Annotated in this window: 19 protein-coding genes and 1 pseudogene; 10 read left to right on the top strand and 10 right to left on the bottom strand. The window is 60.8% G+C overall.

The window, feature by feature from the left end:
• Nucleotides 1-10 precede the first annotated feature (10 nt).
• From GNZ13_RS00820 to GNZ13_RS00805, 4 genes are all read left to right on the top strand, one after another.
• Nucleotides 11-2,152, top strand: coding sequence for a 3-hydroxyacyl-CoA dehydrogenase NAD-binding domain-containing protein (locus tag GNZ13_RS00820; protein ID WP_172159613.1), 2,142 nt, complete (start codon nt 11-13; stop codon nt 2,150-2,152).
• Nucleotides 2,145-2,591: a PaaI family thioesterase gene (locus GNZ13_RS00815; protein ID WP_172159611.1), complete on the top strand. Its 447-nt coding sequence runs from the start codon at nt 2,145-2,147 to the stop codon at nt 2,589-2,591. Before GNZ13_RS00820 ends, GNZ13_RS00815 begins: the two co-directional genes overlap by 8 nt.
• A complete protein-coding gene (locus tag GNZ13_RS00810) occupies nt 2,588-3,787 on the top strand; it encodes an FAD-dependent monooxygenase (RefSeq protein WP_172159609.1) in 1,200 nt (399 codons plus the stop codon). Before GNZ13_RS00815 ends, GNZ13_RS00810 begins: the two co-directional genes overlap by 4 nt.
• A gap of 142 nt (nt 3,788-3,929) precedes the next feature.
• Nucleotides 3,930-4,883: a PDR/VanB family oxidoreductase gene (locus tag GNZ13_RS00805; protein ID WP_172159607.1), complete on the top strand. Its 954-nt coding sequence runs from the start codon at nt 3,930-3,932 to the stop codon at nt 4,881-4,883.
• A gap of 110 nt (nt 4,884-4,993) precedes the next feature.
• On the opposite strand, the pseudogene GNZ13_RS00800 reads toward GNZ13_RS00805, so the two are convergent.
• From GNZ13_RS00800 to GNZ13_RS00785, 4 genes and pseudogenes are all read right to left on the bottom strand, one after another.
• Nucleotides 4,994-6,677: pseudogene (locus GNZ13_RS00800) on the bottom strand (cation acetate symporter).
• Between the two features lie 3 nt (nt 6,678-6,680).
• Nucleotides 6,681-6,998, bottom strand: a complete 318-nt coding sequence (locus GNZ13_RS00795; protein WP_172159605.1) for a DUF485 domain-containing protein — start codon at nt 6,996-6,998, stop codon at nt 6,681-6,683.
• 191 nt (nt 6,999-7,189) lie between these two features.
• A complete protein-coding gene (locus GNZ13_RS00790) occupies nt 7,190-8,398 on the bottom strand; it encodes a CaiB/BaiF CoA transferase family protein (RefSeq protein ID WP_172159603.1) in 1,209 nt (402 codons plus the stop codon).
• 281 nt (nt 8,399-8,679) lie between these two features.
• A complete protein-coding gene (locus tag GNZ13_RS00785; protein WP_172159601.1) occupies nt 8,680-9,591 on the bottom strand; it encodes a LysR family transcriptional regulator in 912 nt (303 codons plus the stop codon).
• Nucleotides 9,592-10,609: 1,018 nt separating this feature from the next.
• Between GNZ13_RS00785 and GNZ13_RS00780 the strand changes: the two genes are divergently transcribed.
• Both GNZ13_RS00780 and GNZ13_RS00775 read left to right on the top strand, forming a co-directional pair.
• Nucleotides 10,610-11,773, top strand: coding sequence for a porin (locus tag GNZ13_RS00780; RefSeq protein ID WP_172159599.1), 1,164 nt, complete (start codon nt 10,610-10,612; stop codon nt 11,771-11,773).
• Between the two features lie 199 nt (nt 11,774-11,972).
• Nucleotides 11,973-12,326 (top strand): transposase, encoded by a 354-nt coding sequence (locus tag GNZ13_RS00775; RefSeq protein WP_172159597.1) that lies wholly within the window; start codon nt 11,973-11,975, stop codon nt 12,324-12,326.
• 77 nt (nt 12,327-12,403) lie between these two features.
• Here the strand turns inward: GNZ13_RS00775 and GNZ13_RS00770 are convergent, their stop codons facing one another.
• On the bottom strand, nt 12,404-13,150 hold the full coding sequence (locus tag GNZ13_RS00770; RefSeq protein ID WP_172159595.1) for a Crp/Fnr family transcriptional regulator: 747 nt from the start codon (nt 13,148-13,150) through the stop codon (nt 12,404-12,406).
• Between the two features lie 158 nt (nt 13,151-13,308).
• On the opposite strand from GNZ13_RS00770, the gene GNZ13_RS00765 reads away from it, so the two are divergent.
• A complete protein-coding gene (locus GNZ13_RS00765) occupies nt 13,309-14,940 on the top strand; it encodes an acyl-CoA synthetase (RefSeq protein WP_172159593.1) in 1,632 nt (543 codons plus the stop codon).
• 97 nt (nt 14,941-15,037) lie between these two features.
• On the opposite strand, the gene GNZ13_RS00760 is transcribed toward GNZ13_RS00765, so the two are convergent.
• The 3 genes from GNZ13_RS00760 to GNZ13_RS00750 form a co-directional block, all read right to left on the bottom strand.
• Nucleotides 15,038-15,262: a hypothetical protein gene (locus tag GNZ13_RS00760; RefSeq protein ID WP_025495857.1), complete on the bottom strand. Its 225-nt coding sequence runs from the start codon at nt 15,260-15,262 to the stop codon at nt 15,038-15,040.
• A 289-nt stretch (nt 15,263-15,551) separates the two neighbouring features.
• Nucleotides 15,552-15,755, bottom strand: a complete 204-nt coding sequence (locus GNZ13_RS00755) for a cold-shock protein (protein ID WP_012428559.1) — start codon at nt 15,753-15,755, stop codon at nt 15,552-15,554.
• A 308-nt stretch (nt 15,756-16,063) separates the two neighbouring features.
• Complete coding sequence (locus tag GNZ13_RS00750) at nt 16,064-16,699, bottom strand: LysE family translocator (protein WP_172159591.1); 636 nt, start codon at nt 16,697-16,699, stop codon at nt 16,064-16,066.
• A gap of 333 nt (nt 16,700-17,032) precedes the next feature.
• Here GNZ13_RS00750 and GNZ13_RS00745 point away from each other — a divergent pair, with 333 nt between their 5' ends.
• Nucleotides 17,033-17,296, top strand: coding sequence for an H-NS family nucleoid-associated regulatory protein (locus GNZ13_RS00745; protein ID WP_172159589.1), 264 nt, complete (start codon nt 17,033-17,035; stop codon nt 17,294-17,296).
• A gap of 179 nt (nt 17,297-17,475) precedes the next feature.
• Here the strand turns inward: GNZ13_RS00745 and pcaG are convergent, their stop codons facing one another.
• The gene (pcaG, locus tag GNZ13_RS00740; protein ID WP_172159588.1) at nt 17,476-18,063 is read right to left on the bottom strand and encodes a protocatechuate 3,4-dioxygenase subunit alpha; all 588 of its coding nucleotides are present in this window, start codon (nt 18,061-18,063) and stop codon (nt 17,476-17,478) included.
• Between the two features lie 3 nt (nt 18,064-18,066).
• A complete protein-coding gene (gene pcaH / locus GNZ13_RS00735; RefSeq protein ID WP_063500273.1) occupies nt 18,067-18,771 on the bottom strand; it encodes a protocatechuate 3,4-dioxygenase subunit beta in 705 nt (234 codons plus the stop codon).
• Nucleotides 18,772-18,878: 107 nt separating this feature from the next.
• On the opposite strand from pcaH, the gene pcaQ reads away from it, so the two are divergent.
• A complete protein-coding gene (pcaQ, locus tag GNZ13_RS00730) occupies nt 18,879-19,877 on the top strand; it encodes a pca operon transcription factor PcaQ (RefSeq protein ID WP_172159587.1) in 999 nt (332 codons plus the stop codon).
• 282 nt (nt 19,878-20,159) lie between these two features.
• Nucleotides 20,160-21,293 carry a 4-hydroxyphenylpyruvate dioxygenase family protein gene (locus GNZ13_RS00725; protein ID WP_172159586.1) on the top strand — a complete coding sequence of 378 codons (1,134 nt, stop codon included), beginning with the start codon at nt 20,160-20,162 and terminating at the stop codon, nt 21,291-21,293.
• Nucleotides 21,294-21,414 lie beyond the last annotated feature (121 nt).

Raw genomic sequence — 21,414 nt, 5'->3', positions numbered from 1 at the left:
AAGGGCCAACATGATCCAAACTTCACTCGACCCGAACACTGGCATCGCGACATTGACGTGGGACGTCGCAGGTTCGCCAGTCAACGTCAAGAATCGCGCCACGATCGCAGCGTTTGTGGAAGCGGTCGACGCCGTCATCGCCGATGAAAAGGTGACTGGCATCATTGTGACGTCGGCAAAGAAGGACTTCATTTCCGGCGGTGACCTCGACGAGTTGCGGGCGGCACGCACGCCCGAGGCCGCACTGGAACTGGTCAGAGGCATCGGCATTTGCCTGCGTCGATTGGAAACGTGCGGTAAGCCGGTCGTCGCTGCGATCAATGGCTCGGCCATTGGCGGCGGCCTTGAAGTCGCTCTGGCGTGCCATCGCCGTATCGCCGCGGACAACGATGCGACGCGTATTGGGCTGCCCGAGGTGACGCTGGGTCTGATGCCGGGCGCAGGCGGAACACAACGACTTCCGCGGCTCATTGGTATCAAGCGCGCCGCTCCGCTGCTGCTTGACGGCAAGCTCCTGAAGGTCCGCGATGCCGCCGCTCTCGGGATTATCGACGACGTGGTTCCGGGTGGCGAACTGCTCAATGCGGCAAAGGCTTGGCTGCTTGAGGGTCCCGATGCAACGCAGCCGTGGGATCGCGACGGGTATAGCGTTCCGGGCGACGACCCGCAATCGATGAAGGGTCGACTGTTCTTTATGGCTGCGTGGCCGAAGCTGCGCCGAAAGACGTCTCCCGACGATCCCGCTGCGGGCGCGATCCTGCAGGCGCTTCACCACGGCGTCGAGCGAGGCATCGACGCTGGTCTGAAGATCGAAGCGCGACTTTTCGCCGGTGTTGCTTGCTCGAGCGCTGCCAGAAATAAAATCAACACGATGTTCTACGGCGTCAATTCGGCGCGTCGGTTGAAGGCGAGACCCGCCGGTGTTGCACCGTTTCAACCGAAACGCCTCGGCGTAATCGGCGCAGGGCTGATGGGAAGCGGCATCGCGCACACGGCGGCGCGCGCCGGGCTTCAGGTCGTCATTCTGGATGTCACGCAAGAACGCGCTGACGCAGGCCTTGCGTCCATCAAGAAAAATTTGGCGAAGGCTCTGGAGCGCGGACTTATCACTGACGAAGACGCAGAGTCTATTGTGGCGCGGATTGAGTCCAGTAGTGATTTCGGACTCCTGGCCGGCGTAGACGCAATCGTCGAGGCGGTCGTGGAACGTGAGGACATCAAGGCGGACGTAACGAAACGTGCAATGGCTGCGGCGCCCGGTGCGCTGTTCGCTTCGAATACGTCGACGCTTCCGATTACCACGCTCGCGAAGCTCAGCCCGGTTCCTGAAAACTTCGTCGGTATGCACTTCTTCGCGCCGGTTGATCGGATGCCGCTCGTCGAAGTCATTCGGGGCGAACCGACTTCCGACGAGGCCGTCGCAAAGGCTTTGGACCTTTGCCGGATTCTTGGGAAAACACCGATCGTGGTCCGCGATGGCCGCGGTTTCTATACCAGCCGCGTCGTCGGCGCATACACGCGTGAAGCGCTGCTGCTTCTCGCGGAGGGTGTGCCGCCGCAAGTTGTCGATAATGTGGCCATCAATGCGGGCATGCCGATCGGCCCCTTGGCCATGGCGGACCAGACGTCGCTGGACCTTCTCTTCGACATTATCGGCAGCCTCGCCGCTGAACAAAGGGGACAGGAGCCGTTTGTTCGCGCATTGCACGTCCTCGACCGGCTGTCTTCCCAGCTCGAGCGACGGGGCCGCAAGGCGAACGCAGGCATCTACGATTACGCGCCGAACGGAGACAAGACTGCCTGGAGCGGCCTGTCGAAGGAATTTCCCGCGGCAAATCCGATGCCGAGCGAGGCGGATATCGAAAACCGCCTGCTTCACATCCAGGCGCTGGAGAGCATCCGTGCGATGGAGGAAGGCATCTTCAACGATCCGGTTGACGCAGACGTTGCATCGGTGCTCGGCTGGTCATTCCCGTCGAGCAGAGGAGGCGTGCTCTCTCATGTCGACGGCGTCGGCATTCCCGCGTTCGTCCGTCAGTGCGAGGAACTGCAAGCGAGCTATGGCGATCGGTTTGCGCCTCCGAGGAGCTTGCGCGAAATGGCGGAACAGGGGCTCAGCTTCCGGGACCTGGCGGGAAAGAGCCATGGCTAAACTTTCTTGCGATGAACTACAGTCAATCGCCACACAGGTTTTCCCGCCGCTCGTGCAGGCATTGGGGCTGCGCGTAGAGAAGGCAGACGGAGGTGGAATCGCCGTCCGGATGCCTGTTTCCGGGCATGTCGCTCGTCCTGACGGCGTTATCTCGGGACAAGCCATCTGCTCGTTGGCGGATACCGTCATGGTGCTCGCCATTGCCAGCCAGTTGGGCGAGTTCCAGCCGATCGCCACGGTCGATTTCCACATTAGCTTTCTCGGCGCGATTCGCGACGCCGACGCGATCGCGACCACGAAGGTCGAGCGCATCGGATCCAGCCTGGCGTTCGTTTCGACGGTAGTTTCTTCAGCAAAGGACAGTGGAAAGATCGCCGCGAAGGCGAGCGCCACGTTCGCAATGCCTCGCGAGAGCAAGGGCAAGGAGAGGGCAGCATGAGTTCCCGAGCCATAAAGGTTGCCATTGCCGGAGCCGGCATCGGCGGCCTTGCAGCAGCGATTGCCTTGCGTCAGCGAGGGTGCGAGGTTGTCGTAGTCGAACAGGCGCCTCAGCTCGGTGAGGTGGGCGCCGGTGTCCAGATGAGCCCGAACGCGGTCAAAGTGCTTCGTGCGATCGGTGTTGAGCCGTTGATCCGCGACGTTGCCTGCGAGCCATTGGCATTCACGGGCCGGGACTGGAAGAGCGGGCGCGTACTTTACCATACGCCGATCAAGGGTGCGTTCGAGCGCCTTTATGGCGCTGGCTACTATCACGTGCATCGTGCCGACCTCCATAACGCCCTTATCGCTCGACTTGGCGCTGCTGATCTGCGTCTCGGGCAACGGGTCGCAGGAATTGAGCGGGATCGGGACACGGCAAGTCTGAAGCTTGAAGGCGGTGAAGTGATCGAGGCCGATGTGATCGTTGGTGCCGACGGCATTCACTCAACAGTCCGAAGGAATATTTTCGGCGACGAAAAGCCCCGCTTTACCGGGAACATCTGCTGGCGCGGGATGGTTCCGGTCGATGCGCTTCCGAAGGGCCATGTGGAGCTTGCGTCGTCGAACTGGCTTGGACCGAAAGGCCACGTGGTTCACTACTACGTCAAAGGCGGTGCCATGGTGAACTTCGTGGCGGTCTATGAGACCGACGAGTGGACTCAGGAGTCGTGGTCCACGCCGAGCACTGTTGATGAACTGCTTAAGACTTACGCCGGCTGGAATCAGGAACTTCTGACGACGTTCAGCAACGCGGAGCGCTGCTTCAAGTGGGCGTTGTACGACCGCGACCCGCTTACCCGCTGGTCGGACGGGCGTGTCACCCTGTTGGGCGATGCTGCTCATCCGATGCTGCCGTTCCTCGCGCAAGGCGCTGCGATGGCGATTGAAGACGGATACGAGCTCGCCTGCGCGATCGGAGGTGTGGGTGCGGGGGCTGGCATTGCGGAGGCACTGGTGGCGTACGAGCGCCAACGCATTCCACGAACGAGTCGTGTGCAACTGGGTGCTCGGGCTCGGGGAACGACCATGCATCTGCGTTCACCGTGGGCCCGGATGAAGCGGAATGTCGGTTTCATGCTTCAAAGTTTCCGGACACCGGAATCGACTACGCATCGTGCTGAGTGGATCTACGGCTACGACGCCACTGCGCGGTAGGTATTGCAGAAGGGACGGTGGCCGCCGGCGGCAGCTCACGCGCCGGCTGCCGGCAAATGTTTGCCAAGGACGGTTTGCCAAGCACCGCGTTCAGAGCGTTTTGCTGTCAGCGCCGTTCCGTGTCACAGATTTTGAGGTCGCTATGAGCACGATTGACGTACGTGTGGAGAAGAAGGTTGTCGAAGCCGACGGCATTGTTAGTCTTGAGTTGCGCGCGGTGGGTGAAGCGGTGCTGCCGGCGTTTGCCGCAGGCGCGCACATCGACGTTCATTTGCCGAATGGGCTGGTGCGACAGTACTCGCTTTGTAACGCGCCGGGTAGCGGTGGCAGCTATGTTATCGCGGTACTACGTGAGCCGAACTCGCGAGGTGGATCGAGCGCGATTCACGACGCGGTCGCAGTCGGAGATGTCCTGCAGATCAGTTCGCCCAAGAACCACTTCCACCTTTTGTCCGCTCCCCGTTCGATCTTGATTGGGGGAGGCATCGGAGTGACGCCGCTGGTCTCGATGTCCGAGGCGCTCCATGCATCCGGCGCCGACTTTGAGGTGCACTATTGCGCGCGCTCCGAGTCGCGCACGGCGTTTCGCAATCAGCTTCGGGCAAGCCCCTTCTCCGGCAAGGTGAGGTTCTACTTCGACGATCAAGGAGGTTCCATCGAGGTGAATGAGCTCCTGGCTGCGCCGGCGGATGAGACGCATATCTACGTTTGCGGACCGGCCGGGTTCATCGAGTTCGTGACAAGCTCAGCGAAGCGCCTTGGATGGTTGGACAGCAACATTCACTTTGAGTACTTCGCGGCGCCGACGACGACTGACGAGCAGGGCAGCGTGCCGTTTGAGATCGAGATCGCGAGTACGGGTGTTCGACTCACGGTGCCGGAAGACTGTAGCGCCGCCGACGTTCTTCTTGAGAACGGGATCGAAATTCCGGTTTCGTGCTCGCAGGGTGTTTGTGGGACGTGTGTGACGCGTGTCGCGTCTGGAATGCCTGACCATCGGGACATTTATCTTACGGAAGAAGAGAAGGCACAGAACGATCAGTTCATGCCCTGCTGCTCAAGGGCGCTGAGTCGGGTGTTGGTATTGGATCTTTGATCTTTGATCATTGATCTGTCGGCCGGCTGGGCAGTGACTTTGCATCTGACCCATCGTGCTGGCTCAGCGGCGCAGACGCGCATCGTCGCCGATGCGCGTCCATATTCAACTCAATGATCGACGGCCCTGATCGCCAGAATGCCCGTTTGTCCATAGAACTCCTGCAGCGCAAAAGCTTCCCGCTCTCGTTGCGAACGCGCACTCCGATCCAGCATCGAGAATACCCAGATGCCGGCGAACGCAAGCGGCACCGAAACCAGCGCTGGGTTATCGAGGAACACCGGCGCGTGCGTGTGATGCAGGACGTCGACCCATACCGACTTTGAGAACAGCGTCAACAGCACGGCGGAAATCAACCCGAGGCTTCCGCCGACCACTGCGCCTCGCGTTGTCATGCCGCGCCAGAAAATCGACGACACCAGCACCGGGAAGTTCGCACTGGCTGCGACCGCCGCTACGAGACCGACCAGAAATGCCACGTTGATGTGCTCGAAGAGAATGCCGAGCCCGATCGCGACCGCACTAAGCACCAACGTGGAGACGCGGGAGATGCGCATTTCCCGGACTTCGTCGGTTTTGCCGCGCGCGAGCCAGCAGGCGTACAGGTCGTGCGACACGGTGGTCGCCCCGGAGAGCGTAAGGCCCGCCACAACCGCCAGGATCGTCGCGAATGTCACGGCGGCGATGAAACCGTAGAACAGGTTGCCGCCCACCGCTTGCGCCAGTTTGACGGCGACCATGTTCGATCCGCCGAGCAGGTCGCGCGTGAGGTTGAAATGCCCGTCGGCGGCGGTCTTGAAGAACTCGGGATGCTGGGCGAGCAGCGCGATCGCGGAGAAGCCGATGATGAAGGTCAGCAGATAGAAATACCCGATGAAGCCCGTGGCGACGAACACGGACTTGCGTGCCTCCTTCGCGTTGGGCACCGTGAAGAAGCGCATCAGGATATGCGGGAACCCCGCGGTGCCGAACATCAGCGCGATGCCGAGCGAGAGTGCGTTCAGCGGGTCCTTCAGCAGCTTGCCGGGGCCCATGATGCTCAGCGCGCCAGGATGGACGTCGACGGCGCGTCGAAACATCTCCTCGGGGCTGAAGCCGAATTGCGCGAGCGCGGTGACGGCCATGAACGTCGCGCCGCAGAGCAGCAGCACGGCCGATGATCTGCACCCAGGTGGTCGCCGTCATGCCGCCGAAGAACACATAGATCACCATCAGCGCGCCGACAATGACCTCGGCCATCCAGTACTGCAATCCGAACAGCAACTGGATCAGCTTGCCCGCGCCGACCATCTGCACGACCAGATAGAAGATCACGACGACGAGCGACGTGCTCGCCGTCAGAAGGCGAATGGGCGCCTGCTCGAAACGATAGGCGACGACATCGACGAACGTGAACTTGCCGAGATTGCGCAACGGTTCGGCCAGCAGGAACATCACGAACGGCCAGCCGACGAGAAAGCCGATCGAATAGATCAGGCCATCGAAGCCGAAAACGAAAACCATGCCGGAAAGGCCGAGAAACGAAGCGGCGGACATATAGTCCCCCGCGATGGCGAGCCCGTTCTGGAAGCCGGTGATGCCTCCGCCCGCGCTGTAGAAGTCCTTCGTCGTGCGGGTCTTGCGCGATGCCCAGCGCGTGATGCCGAGCGTGACGAGCACGAAGAGCAGAAACATTCCGATCGCGACGGGATTCAGTTCGACGTGCTCCGGCACCGGGCCGGTGATGGAGGTGGCATGAGCGAGCGCGGCGATCGATGCGAGGCCCGCGCAGAAGAAGGCGCGAATGAGTTTCATCGTTCAGTCTCCTTGCCGGGCTTTGGCGAGAAGCGCACTCATCAAAGGATCGAACGTGCGATTCGCTCGCAGCACATATCCGCCCGTCAGGCCGACCGCGATCAGGATGATGCCGATGCCCACGACGATCCCCACGCTCGTCGTGGCGCCGGCATACAGCGGATGTGCGAGCACTTTCGGGGCGAGGGCGACGAACAGGATGAAGCCGTAGTAAGTGAGGATCATCAACGCCGTCAGCCTGAAGCTGAAGCGGCGACGTGAAGTGACGAGCTGCCGGTAGGCGGGACTCGCTTTGATTGAATCGATGAGGGCCTGCTGCATGGGTGTCTCCAACCTGTGACTTGCTGATTTCGTTGTGGTGGTGAATCGAATTTGCAGCGTTTAGGATGCCTGACCCAGTTCGCTCACCCATTGCGGCACGAGCGTGGACAGATCACCGAGGAGGCCGTAATCGGCGACGCCGAAAATCGGCGTCATGGAACAGTGCCGTTGCAATGAAGCGCAATGCGACGTCAAACGATGCCGTCGGCCTTCAACCGTGACAGTCGTTCGTCCGACAGGCCGAGCAGCGACTGCAGAACGTCCTTCGTGCCTTCCCCGAGTTGCGGCGGCGCGCTTCGTACCGGCAAGCGCGCACCGTCGAAGCGATAGGGCGGCGCGAGGACATGTGTGCTACCGGCTTCCGGATGCGGTTGTGTCGTCACGAGCCCGGCGTCCGTCGCGCGCTTCGAGGTGAGCGCCTCGTGAAGGCCGAGCACTTCGCCGCATGGAATGCCGGCCTGAGTCAGACGCTCCAGCAGCACCTGGCGCTTTCTTCGACCGATCTCGCGGTTGAGTTCAGGCACGAGCACCTCGCGGTTCGCCGCACGGCCGATGTTCGTCCGGAACCGATCGTCTTCGGCAAGATCCGGGCGTTCGATCACATCGCGACAGAAGCGCGCGAACTGGCTGTTGTTGCCGACCGTGATGACGAGCGGTCCATCGGCTGCATCGAATACGCCGTAGGGCACGATCGAAGGATGCGCGTTGCCGTAGCGCGGCGGGTCCTCGCCCATGATCAGCGCTTCGAGCCCGTAGTACGACGTGATCATCAGGCCGCAATCGAACAGCGCCATTTCGATGTGGCGTCCCTTGCCGGTCCGCTGACGCTCGAAAAGCGCCGCGAGCACCGCCTGGGCCGTGTACATCCCGGTGAACAGGTCGACGGCGGCAACGCCGAACTTCAGAGGCGGTTGATCGGCTTCGCCGTTGAGCGCCATCAGCCCGGCCTCGCCCTGAACCACCAGATCGTAGCCGGGACGCGCGGCTTCCGGTCCCGTGCGGTCGTAGCCGGAAATCGAGCAGTAGATCAGGTCCTCATGTTCCTGCTTCAGTTGCTCGTATCCGAGGCCCAACTTTTCCGCGCCACCGAACTTGAAGTTCTGGATCACGACGTCGCTCTTCTGCGCCAGTTCCCGCGCGATCTGCTGGCCCTCGGCGGTTTGCAGGTCGAGACTCACCGAGCGCTTGTTGCGGTTGACGCTGTTGAAATAGGCCGTCTCGGTCGAGCCGACTCGCAAGCCCCAATCGCGGGTGTCGTCGCCGCGCTTCGGATGCTCGACCTTGATGACTTCGGCGCCGAGATCACCCAGCACCATGCCGCACCACGGTCCAGCAAGCACGCGGGAGAGATCGAGGACGCGAACGCCGGCTAGCGGCAGGGAGGAAGTCAGGTTCGACATGGCAAATCCAGATTGACAAGGGTTCGTGACGAGGAAGCCGCTTCTACTTTGAATGCGCGGCTGGCTTGTTGATGATCACGATGAGAATCTGGTCGCGCCGTTCGGGCGCGGCGATGTCGTCAGACAATTGGGGGTTCATTGTCCCAGTCTCCGTGTATTGGCTTTTCGTATGGACCCATTGTGGGATGGCTCGATCGTATTGACAATTCCACTGGAGGTTGACGGACTGTTAACTACAGATTGACGTCGAGCGCGGTGGCTCACGGCGTGCACGTGTTACTTCAGACCCATGTCTGCGCGAGCGAAAGGATTTCCTCGCGCAGGTAGTCGATCAGGGCTTGTGTCGATGGCGATGGATAGCGATTGGGCAGGGTGACGATATACAGCGTGTTCTGCTGACCGGCGACACGGTATTGCGGCAGGATCGGCAGCAGTCCACGGCTCATCGGCGCATGCGGCACGTAGGCCGGCAATAGCCCGATACCCATGCCCTGACATACGGCCTCAGCCAGGAATGGATAGTCCGACGACTGCAACGCGGGCTGCATCGTGATCGTGTGGACATCGGCTTCGTTCTCCCGGTGCGTGAGCGTCATCGTCACGCGCCGGCCCGGGTAGGGCGACGCGACCAGCGTCTGCCGTTCGAGGTCGGCAGGATAATCGATCGGACCATGCTTCTCCACATAGCCGGCCGACGCATACAGGTTCCAGTCGATCGAGCATATGTTGCGCGCCACGTAGTCCAGCGGCGGCGTCGACGTGATTCTCACCGCGACATCGACTTCCGCGGCGATCAGGTCTTCGATCCGGTTATTGAACGTGACATTGAGCGTAATGCCCGGGTGCGTACGCGCGAATTCAAGCAGCTTCGAACCGATGAACATCCGGCCGAAACCGGTCGGCACGCTGATCCGTACGCGGCCGCGCAGTGTTTGCCCGAGGCTGTCGATCGATGCGCGCGCCGTACCCAGATCCTCGAGCATCCGCTGGCCGCAGTCGTACAGCGTGTGTCCGGCTTGGGTCAGTTCGAGACTTCGCGTCGAGCGACGCAGCAGTTGCGCGCCGGTTTCGCGTTCCAACAGCTTCAACCGTTGGCTGATGTTGGAGCGCGTCATGCCGAGCTTGCGTGCCGCGGCGCTGAGGCTGCGCGATTCCACAATCTCGACGAACAGGCCGATCAGATTCAAATCCATAGGGTGTTTGTCAATTCAGCCTGAACAGGTGCCGCTATGTTAGGCCTATTGTCGCCGCATGGAGAGCGATCGTCCCGCAGGGCGCTGTTGCGCGTGGGCGAATGCGGCCAGTCGCAAAGCGGCCCACAAGGGCGGCCCGCCGGAAAGTAGGGAAACTCCGCGTAAAAAAGCTGACGGCCACACCGTTAATCAAATACGGAAGGCCGTTCGATGCTATCCGCTTTCAGCACGGGTTTCTTGTCACGCGGCGGCCGGCACCGCAATTCACCTCCGGGCAATACCCGTGCTGAAGGCTTCACTTCTTTGGTGGTGTCCGTTTTGAAGCACTAGCGCTTTGAGTGCATAACCGAGAGCCATAACTACATGTGACCGCCGCACGGCGGTCTTTTCATTTGCGCGTGTCCGAACAAGGCTGTGCGGCGGCGGCTACATGGAGGGCGAGTCGGGATTCAATCCGGTTTTGAAGTTAATCGACGTGTGCTAATCGTTCGAACAGCACATAACCGCTATGTCGCGCTGTGTAGAATAATCCGCGCAAAACAAACGACCTGATTGATCGAATTAAGTTCCCGGTTTTCTGAAATAAATTTACTCCACGCCGCATTCCTCTTGTTCATTTGCCTGATTTTCAGGCAATCAGATCTCGCTCATTTTTTGATCGTTCCGACCCGATTACGGCAGGCATATTAAATGCTGTTGCATACACACAACTTTAATATTGATATGTTGCGAATAAATTCTGTCCAGAGCAGGCGCGGCGCAGCCCGTATTTTGCGATAAATGTCTGAAAAACAAAGACTTAACATCCATCCTGATTCGATTGTTGCGGATTCTGAAAAATCATGTTGCGTAAATTGCGGGCGTCCCTACTAGGGTCTCCCCCTACACTCACGCTTCGTTTAAAGGGTGCCCGGCTGATCCGAAACGGTTCGGCCATCAGGGCGGCAGCGAGTGATGCACGCGCTGCTGAGGCTGGTCCCCGCTCCCCGCGTAAATTTATCGAACTGGAGTCCCACGCATGAAAAAGAGTCTCATCGTTGTTACGGTTGCCGCATCGTTCGCATCTGTCGCTCACGCACAAAGCAGCGTGACCCTGTATGGTCTGTTGGACGCAGGCCTGACGTACACCAGCAACGTCGCCCCCGCCAACGGCATCGGCCACGGCAACGCAAAGTGGGCAGCGGGTAACGGCGGCATCAACCAAAGCATGTTCGGTTTGCGCGGTTCGGAAGATCTGGGCGGCGGTCTGAAGGCAATCTTCACGTTGGAAAGCGGCTTCAATATCGGCAACGGCAAGTTCGCTAACAACAACGGCATGTTCAACCGTCAAGCGTTTGTCGGTCTGTCGAGCGCGCAATTCGGTACGGTCACGCTGGGTCGTCAATACGACGCAGCACAAGACTACCTGGCACCGCTGACCGCAACGGGCAGCTGGGGCGGTACGTACTTCGCGCACCCGTTCAACAACGACAACCTGAACACGAACGGCGGCTCCGCAGTCAACAACTCGATCAAGTACTCGAGCGCTAACTACGCTGGCTTCACGTTCGGCGGCACGTACGGCTTCTCGAACCAGGCTGGCGCATTCGCAAACAACCGCGAATACAGCGTTGGTGCTGCATACCAGTGGCAAGGTCTGCGTTTGGGCGCTGCTTACGCACAGCAGAACAACCCGGGTGCAAGGAACGCAGCAGGCACGGCAAGCAACGGCGGTGCTTCGGACGGCTCGATCATGGGCCTCACCGGCAACTTCCGTCAGCGTGAATTCGGCGCGGCAGGTTCGTACTCGTTCGGCCCGGCTACCGTCGGTCTGGCATGGACGCAATCGCGTATCGACAACGTCGCTGGCGCACAACAATCGCTGCGCGCTAACAACTACGAAGTCAACGGTAAGTACAACGTGACCCCGGCTCTGGGCTTGGGCGTTGCTTACACGTTCACGGACGGCAAGGGTTACGGCGTTGGCGCGAACGGTGGTTCGGAGTCGGTGCGCTACCACCAGATCGGCCTGCAAGCTGATTACTCGCTGTCGCGTCGTACGGACGTCTACGCTCAAGCCGTGTACCAGCACGCAATGGGTGACGGCGGTGTTGCTTCGATCTACAGCGGCGACGTGACGCAACTGCCGTCGTCGTCGAAGAACCAGACGGCTGCTACGGTCGGTCTGCGTCACCGCTTCTAAGCTTCAGCAGAAGCTAGTTGTGGTAGAAAAGGTGCCGTTCGCGGCACCTTTTTTTATGGGCGCGTCACTTTCGCACACGAGTCTGACAATAATTGACTTTCTCGAAAGCGCGCTTGGGGTAGTCTGAAACGATCAATTTATCGACACTATTTTTCGCGGCGACGCTAGCACGTGTGCTGCAGGTGCGCGTTCTTACTGCATGCATACTCCCCCTTCAAACCCGCCGGCTCGCTCGCCAGCCATTCAGGATCTCACCGACGAGCAATGGCATCGCATCGTGCCGCTCCTGCCTGAAATGAAAGACCTTGGACCTCGGCGCGGCCGTCCCAGCATCGACATCCGTTGCGTGGTGAACAGCGTGCTGTGGGTGCTGCACACGGGCAAGCCGTGGCACGCGATGCCCGACCGGTATGCGCCTTATCAGACTGCGCATCGCTACTATCTGCGCTGGAAGAATTCAGGCGTGCTGGCAAGCATCGCCTTTGCGTTGTTCGACACCGATGCCATGCTGGCGCGGCCTGTCACTCGCAGAAGCGACCCGCGCACTGTGTAGCAGGCTCAGGACTGTTTCGGCATGGCAAACAGTAAGGCCGTCACCCGGTAACCGGATGTGAACTGCGCACCGTCGCCCTAAATCTGCTCCCGACCAAACGCGCACAGGCGTTCGAGATCCAGCACGTCGATCTGGTTGTACGAGAGGCGCAAAATCTGCAGCCTTTCGAGGTTTTGCAGTGCCTGGTTGATCCGTTGCCGCGACACGCCTGCCAGCAGCCCGACTTCTTCCTGCGAAATGGCCAGCGTGCGTCCGGTGTCGGGATAGAGCTCGGGATTGAACAGTTGTGCGAGTGACTGGGCGACGCGAGCGTCGACGTCCAGCAGCCGGCTATTCTGGATCGCCGCGATGAATTCGCCCATGCGATTGTTCAACTGCCGGATCACGAAGCCGGTGAACGGCAGACTCGACTCCAGGAGGGCATGGAACGTCTCCGACGGCACGAACATCACGAGCGAGGGCTGAATCGCGGCCACGTCGTATTTGCGCAATTCACGCTTGATCACGCTACCTTCACCGAACCAGCCGCCGGGCGGCACGCCCGAGAGCGTGCAACTGCGTCCTGAGGCATTGTAGATAGCGAGTTTGATGAGGCCGGAATGGACGCCGATCCAATAGTCCGACGGCTCCTGGCGGCGCGCGATCCATGCGCCCCCTTCCAGATGCTCCGCGTACGAGCTGGCAAGGACCATGGCCTGATGTTCGGCGGCGAGCGCCCTGAACCAGGCGCAGGTGCCGAACAGCCGCGGCAGATCGGCGCGCGAAACCCGTCCAGGACGGTGCGAGCGGGCGTCTGCGAGGGCGGTAAGCGATGCGTCATCCATAAGCGGCGAGCGGGGCGTAGGCGGGTGAAGTCGGTTGAGTGGAGTCAGGGCGCGCCACTCTGTCATTTGAATGACAGACAGTTCACCATGACAGTTGCTAGGCTAGCTCATCAATCAGAAAAAGCGACGGCGCAGCCAGCGCCTCAGGAGACAAAGCGATGAAGCACATGTTCGAAGAAGGCCTCCAGCGTCGCGAGCCTAATTATGTCCCTCTGACGCCCATCGATTTCATCGTACGCGCAGCGGAAGTCTACGGTGAGCGGCTGGCGGTCGTCCATGGGGAGATTCGCCGTAACTGGCGCGAAACCTACGAGCGCGCGCGGCGACTGGCCAGCGCGTTGAGACAGGCCGGTATCGAACGCGGCGACACGGTTGCTGCGTTGTTGCCGAATATTCCTCCGATGATAGAAGCGCATTTCGGCGTGCCGATGGCCGGGGCCGTGCTCAATACGTTGAATACGCGGCTCCACGTGTCGTCGCTGTTGTTCATGCTGCGGCATGGCGAGGCGAAGGCGCTGATCGTCGACACGGAATACAGCGAATTGGCGCATCGCGCGGCGCTGGAATTCCCCGAGCTGCGCGTAATCAGCGTGGCCGATGCGATGCCTGCCGACGCGGACAAGTTCATCCGCGCAACCGACTACGAAACGTTCCTGCAAACCGGCGACCCCGAGTTCGCCTGGACCATGCCGGCTGACGAGTGGGACGCTATCGCGCTGAACTACACCTCGGGCACGACCGGCGACCCGAAGGGCGTGGTCTACCACCATCGCGGTGCTTATCTGAATGCGCTTAGCAATATCCTCGAATGGGATATGCCCAAGCATGCGGTCTACCTATGGACCTTGCCGCTCTTTCACTGCAACGGCTGGTGTTTCCCGTGGACCGTCGCCGCGCGTGCCGGCGTCAACGTCTGTCTACGTAAGTTCGACGCGAAGGCGGTGTTCGAACTGATTCGCCGCGAAGGCATCACGCATTATTGCGGCGCGCCAATCGTGCAAAGTGCGCTTGCGAATGCGCCCGCCGAATGGCGCGAAGGCATCACGCATCGCGTGTCGACGATGGTGGCGGGCGCGGCGCCCGCACCGGCGGTGATCGCCAAGATGAAGGAGATCGGTTTCGATCTGACGCACGTGTACGGACTCACCGAGACCTACGGCCCGGCCGCGGTCTGCGCGAAACAGGAGGAATGGGAAGCGCTCGACGACAACGCGCGCGCCGAAATGAATGCGCGGCAAGGCGTGCGTTATCACCTGCAGACAGCCGTAACGGTGCTCGACCCGGACACGCTCGCGCCAGTGCCTGACGATGGCGAAACGCTCGGCGAGATCATGTTCCGCGGCAACATCTGCATGAAAGGGTATCTGAAGAACGAGCGCGCCACGCAAGCGTCCTTCCGCGGCGGCTGGTTCCACACTGGGGACCTTGGCGTGCGGATGCCTGACGGCTATATCCGCATCCGCGATCGCAGCAAGGACATCATCATTTCGGGCGGCGAGAACATCTCGAGCATCGAGGTCGAAGACACGCTGTACCGTCACCCTGCGGTGTCGGTTGCCGCCGTGGTGGCGATGGCCGATCCGAAGTGGGGTGAGGTGCCCTGCGCCTTCGTCGAACTCAAGGAGGGCGCTCAGGTGAGCGCAGAAGAGATCATCGCGCACTGCCGGCTGTTTCTTGCGGGATACAAGTTGCCAAAAGCAGTGCGCTTCGGCGAATTGCCGAAGACGTCGACGGGAAAAATTCAGAAGTTCGAACTGCGCGCGCGAATCAAGGCGGAACAAGCCGAATAGACCGCGCGCGATTGTCTAGCGCGCCGAATGGCGCGCTATGGGGTGCTGACCGATGCAAGCGCAGGGTTTTTAAGCGCGCATCCCGTTCGACTCGCGCTTAACCGCGCGTGTCGACCCAGCGGCGTGCCCAGCGTGCCGAGTGCTGCAGTGCCTGTTCTTCGTTCGGGAAGTAGTCGAGCGAATAGAACTGGTAGCGCCCTTCGGTACGCGCGCTGTCAGCGCGTTCGAGCAGCAGGTTGGATGAAAAGCTACCGTCGGGCAAACGATGCGCCGAGGGTTTGACGGCATAGCCGTTGTAATGATGAATATGTTTGTTTTGCATTTTATATTTTAATAATGTTCGAGTGCGCGCCTGCCGTGCGAGCCGTTGTATGGGTCACGCGGACGAGCTGATTCAAGCCATTGCGAGCCGAATCCAAACGCAGTCGGAAAGCTAAAAAGGGCGTTAAAGCCAGAGGGGAGAATGAGGTGCAACGAGGCGTTTGGCGCTTGGGGCTTGCTGCTGAACAACGCATGCAGCTAAAAGCGATCGCGCCAACTGTGGGAGGCAAAGCTCCGCGAGGATGTCGCTGCAGCCCGATGTCCGTTGCCGGACACCGAGCCCTTCAAACTTACAGCGGCTTGATGTTAGCCGCTTGCAGACCCTTCGGGCCTTGCTTCGTTTCGAAGCTCACCTTCTGATTTTCAGCCAGCGTCTTGAAGCCGTCGCCGCTGATTTCGGAGAAGTGCGCGAACAGGTCGTCGCCGCCCTTGTCCGGGGTGATGAAGCCAAAGCCTTTGCTGTCGTTGAACCACTTAACGGTACCGGTATCCATGAAGAATCCTTGAGGAAAAAATAGAAAAATTTGCTCTGTTGAGGAGCGCGTGAAGGGTCAAGGAGGGAGAGGACAACGAATACCGCTGAGGAGCGAGACATTGATGAACAGCAATCGAACTTCTTGAACTTCGGATGCCACAGTAACCGCCGGGGCGTGTCAGCGTCAACACTTATCTTGTAACTGTTTTGTTATGCACCCTGCTCGCACACGCTCGGCGCTCGGCGCTCGGCGCTCGGCGATGCGGCCCTCGTTTCTGGCTTGCCGTATCGCGCGGCACGGCAAGCCGCTCAAGCGGAGTTTCTGTTTCAGATACCCACTTTATGCGCCGTGAGGATCAGGCGTAATCCGAGCGCGGTAACTGCGCTTGCAGCGACGCGATCAATCCAGGCCTTCCACTGCAGATAGATTTCGCGCGGCCGTTTGCTCGAAAAGCACAGCGCGACCACGGTGTACCAGCCGGCTTCGATGGCGAAGATCGCAGGGGGCAATGCAAAGTAGCACCACAGCGGCGGATGTTGCGGAAGCAAGGCCGCGAAGATACTGCCGTAGTAGACCGCTGTCTTCGGATTGCTGAGTTGTGTGCTCAAACCGATCCAGAAGGATTTGCGTACATTGGTGGAGGCGGCTTGCGCAGCATCGAACTCGAGCGGTTTGGCCGCACCGCGCCAGATCTTCGACGCAAGGTAGATCAGATAAAGGCCACCAGCCACTTTCAAGCCGACGTACAGCCACTCTACCGTCGCCAGCAAGGTGTACAGACCGAGCAAGGCGATACCGCTGAAGAACACGCCGCCAATGCCCATGCCGGCGGCTGTTGCGAGGCCGTCGCCGCGCGAGAGTCCGATTGCATTGCGGGCAACGATGACGAAGCTCGGTCCAGGGCTCATGGCGCCGAGCAGCAGTGCGGCCAGGATTGTGACGATGGCTGTCGAGGCGGGCATTTTTGTGTGTCTCCTACGGGCGGCGATGCGGGTCATTGAAACATAGCATGAGAGGGCAAGCAGCGGAAATTGGATGCTAGAATCGGCGTCCATACGCTAAAGCAGCCTTGGAGCACCAAGGCCGATCGGGCGCGATTCGAGCCGTTTGCCGACGAATTCCCCTAAATCCAGGATTTATTGGGCATGATTCCCGATGCAAGTTGTTACGCATCAGGAGAGTCGTCGTGAGTTCGATTTGCACTCAACCCATCTGATTCACACAGGCTTCGCGTTGTTTAGCGAAGCTTTTTGTTTTTCGAACGCGAGCACTATCAGCCGCGAAACCTGTACGTTATGAAAGAGCGAGAAGAACAACGGCTGTTCGACCTCGACGGGAATGCGCGTGAGCGCCTGATCGTGTGGATCCGCCGACGCATGGACGAATACGGCATTACGATGGAAGCGCTTGCCGATGCGATCGAAGCCGACAAAGCCGCAGTCCGGGCAGTAATGTATCGCGACGCCTTTGGCAATACGTGGGACGGCCATGGCGATAAGCCGGATTGGCTCGCGCGCGCGATCTACGCCGGACAGAACATCGACCATTTCCGCTGTTGAGCGTGGTCTCGGTTTTCTATGTCAATTGTTTCGGTATCCAAACGGATGGCCGCGCAGGCGCAAAAACCAAAAAAAAGCCCGCGCGGGGCGGGCTCAACTACTCGGAGTTTCGCGATCCAGTCGCTAGACGGATCATCTCCAGTGTATGTGAAAGCTATATGAAAGTGTAAAAATCCGCGTTACAGGTCGAAAAACACGGTTTCCTTGTCGCCCTGCATATAGATATCGAACCGGTACACATTGGCCGTATTCGGTTCGCGACGCGCGATCAGCGTGCCACGCCGGTCCGCCGGAACCGCTGCCAGCACGGCGTCCTGTTTATTAGCCTCGGCTTCGTCGTCGAAATAGACGCGCGTGAACGTGTGCAGCAGCATGCCGCGCATCGTCACGATCACGTTCAGATGCGGCGCTTCGTCCGGACTTGCGCGGCCGGGTTTCACCGTCTCAACGACAAAGCGCTTCTGCGGATCGGTCCCCGTGCCGACGCGTGCGAAGCCGCGGAAGCCGGTCTTCAGGATTTCCTCGCGTGATTCCGGGTAATGGCCTTGCGCGTCCACTTGCGACACTTCCAGCATTGCATCGCCGATCACCTTGCCGTCGCCGTCGAACACCTGGCCGACGATCGTGATGTGCTCGCCGGCCGCTTCACGGTCGGCCAGAACCGGCGTAAACAGGCTCTTGAAGTCGAAGTCGTATTGCTGCGGGCACAGACCGTAGGCAAAGTACGGTCCAACTGTTTGCGAAGGCGTTTGCTTGAGGGTCGTCATGGCTTAGCGCTCCATCGGGGTTTCGTTGCGGCCGCGCAGCACGATGTCGAAGTCGTAGCCGAGCGCGTAGGCCTCTTGCGTCGTGTCGAGCGAGAAGTTTGCGATCAGGCGGTCGCGTGCGTGCTCGGGCGTGCCTTGGAAAATCGGGTCGAAGGCCAGCAGCGGGTCGCCGGGGAAGTACATCTGCGTGACGAGGCGCGAGCCGAAATAGTCGCCGAACAGCGAGAAGTGAATATGGTTCGGACGCCACGCGTTCGGGTGATTGCCCCAAGGGTACGCGCCCGGTTTGATCGTCAGAAATCGATAGCGGCCTTCGTTGTCGGTGATGCAGCGGCCGGCGCCGAGGAAGTTCGGGTCGAGCGGCGCGTCGTGCTGATCGTTCTTGTGCACATAGCGGCCGGCGGCATTGGCTTGCCAGATCTCAACCAGCGTATTGCGCACCGGACGGCCACCTTCGTCGAGCACACGGCCCGTCACGATGATGCGCTCGCCGAGCGGCTCGCCGTTACGCACCGCATTACGCGTCAGATCGTGATCGAGCGCGCCGAGGTCTTCGGTGCCGTAGACCGGCACGCGCTGGTCGCGCAGCTTTTCCTTCAGCGGAATCAACGGACGCGTCGGGCCGCGCTTTACTGAAGAACCGTAGCCGGGATAGACGTAGGCGGGGTGGGACGCGAAGTCGCGTGCGGTGAGAAAGGACTCGTCCATCAGTGTCTCCTTCGGGGAATTGCGGGATACAGCGTATGGAGCGACTTTATCTAACCTGAGAGGTTATGCAAAATGACGTTTTCGCTCATTTCGTATAACCTGTCGTTATGCAACGCAGCCTCGCGGACAGCCGCGTCAAATTCCGTCATCTCCAGTGCTTTCTGGCCGTCGCCCAGTTCGGCGGCGTGCAGCGGGCCGCCGAAAGTTTGTCCATTACGCAGCCCGCGGTCTCCAAGACGGTTGCTGAACTGGAAGCGATTCTCGGCGTGAAGCTGTTCGAGCGCGGCCGCCACGGCGCCGTGCCGACGCGCGAGGGGCAGCTCTTCATGCCGCATGCGAGCGCCTGTGTCAGTGCGTTGCGACAGGGCGTCGATTTGCTGGCGCGCGCGGAAGGCGCGGCCGCCGCCACGCTGGAAATCGGCATTCTGCCGACCGTCGCGGCTGCGCTCGTGCCGCCGGTGCTGAAGCTGTTCGCCGCGCTTTGGCCGCGCGTGATCGTGCGCCTTGCCACCGGCGCCAACCCCGAATTGCTCGAACGCCTGAAGGCCGGCACGATCGAATTCGCGATCGGGCGTCTGGCGGACCCGGAAAGGATGGTCGGGCTCAGTTTCGAGCAGCTTTTCAGCGAGCCGTTGATTGCCGTAGTGCGCGCCGGGCACCCGTTGGCGCTGGGGGCCGGCTTGCCGGCCACGTCGCTGGAGGATTTCCCGGTGGTGCTGCCACCGTTCGGCACGCTGATCCGGCAATCGGCCGACAGCCTGTTGAGCGCGTGGGGCGTGCCGCCGTTGTCGGGGTTTGTCGAAGTGCTGTCGGTGTCGACGGGGCGTGCGTTGACGCTGGAGAATGACGCGGTGTGGTTCGTGCCGCTGAGCGCCGTCGAATATGAACTGGCGCACGGGATGCTGGTGCGTTTGCCCTTGCCGTTCGCGGGCACCGGCGAGCCCGTGGGGCTGATCCGGCGCTCGGACACCCAGCCGTCGCCGGTGGGGCGGGCGTTCATCGAGGCCGTGCGCGAGGTTGCGCAGCAGCGCATGGCGGCGGCCGCTGGCAAGCCTGCGGCCAAACGCGTGTCGAAACGCGGCCGCGGCGGCGCGCCCAAGATCTAACACTTGCCGCGCGGCGGTGGTGATGTGCAAGAGCCACGAGAACCACAGGAGCCGCACGCTGCGCCCCGATTCGCCGCGCGTGAACCATCCAGTACAAAATGAAGGTTGCGAACGCCCTGCTACACGGTGTACAAACACGGTGCAAAAGCCGTCGCGGGCCGCATTGCTGCGGCACACCACGCACGCGGTGTCACACTACGAGTGGGTGACGGCTTGCACCAAACAGCAGCAACATCGCGAACACTCGCAACAGCGTACGAAAGACTGCACAAGGAGATTGCCATGCCCAGCGACTTGCCCACTCCAGACGCCGCGCTGCGCGCCGTGTCGGCGCCTGAGCACAATCCGCTCGGCACCGCCGGCCTCGAATTCGTGGAGTTCGCCTCGCGCGAGCCGAAGGCGCTCGGCGAGACCTTCACGAAACTTGGCTTCAAGGCGATTGCGCGCCATATCAGCAAGGATGTCACGCTGTATCGCCAGGGCGAGATGCATTTCCTGATCAACGCCGAACCGGATTCGTTTGCCGAGCGCTACGCCGAGGAGTACGGCGCGGGCATCTGCGCGATCGGCATTCGCGTGGCTAACGCGCAGCGCGCCTTCGACCGCGCGATCGAACTCGGCGCATGGGCGTTCGAAGGCGAACGCCTCGGCGCGGGCGAACTGCTGATTCCGGCGATCCAGGGCATTGGCGATTCGCACATCTATTTCGTCGACCGTTGGCGCGGCCGTGGCGGCCAGCGCGGCGGTCTCGGCGACATCTCGATCTTCGACATCGACTTCCGTCCGATCGAGATCGATACTGCGCAAGCCGATCTGAATCACGCGGGCACCGGCCTCGTCGCGGTGGACCATCTGACGCAAACGGTCGGCGAGGGGCGGATGCAGGAGTGGCTCGACTTTTATCGTGACCTGCTCAACTTCCGCGAGATTCACGAGTTGCACGCGAACTGGCATGTGTCGGCGGAATCGCGCGTGATGGTGTCGCCGTGCGGCGCGATCCGCGTGCCTTTGTATGAAGAGGGCACGCGCCGCACGAATCTGATGCACGAGTATCTGCCGGATCATCCAGGTGAAGGCGTGCAGCACATCGCGCTCGCCACCGACGATATCTTCGCGTGCGTCGAGCAACTCCTCGCGAACGGCGTCGAATTTGTCGAGCCGCCGCCGCGTTATTACGAACAACTGGATGCGCGCCTGCCGGGTCACGGGCTCGATGTCGAGCGGCTCAAGCGCACGCATGTTCTGGTGGATGGCGAGATCGGCGCCGACGGCGTGCCGTTGCTGTTCTTTCAGACCTTTGTGCGGCGCGGTGCCGGCGAGATCTTCTTTGAGATCGTGCAGCGGCAAGGGCACCACGGCTTTGGTGAAGGCAACCTAAGCGCGTTGGCGCAGGCACGCGAGCAAGCCGGCGCCTAGGAGACCGTCGGAGTTGAGGTGAAGCGTAATTCAAAACACTTCAAGGTCCGACTGAGTTCGCGCCGGTTTGCGGACTCACTTCGTCGTCGACACGCAATGAAAGCAATTTGAAGGCTGATTG

Source organism: Paraburkholderia elongata, from assembly GCF_013177735.1.
Classification (GTDB): Bacteria; Pseudomonadota; Gammaproteobacteria; order Burkholderiales; family Burkholderiaceae; genus Paraburkholderia; species Paraburkholderia elongata.
This window is presented reverse-complemented; position numbering and strand designations above follow the sequence as displayed.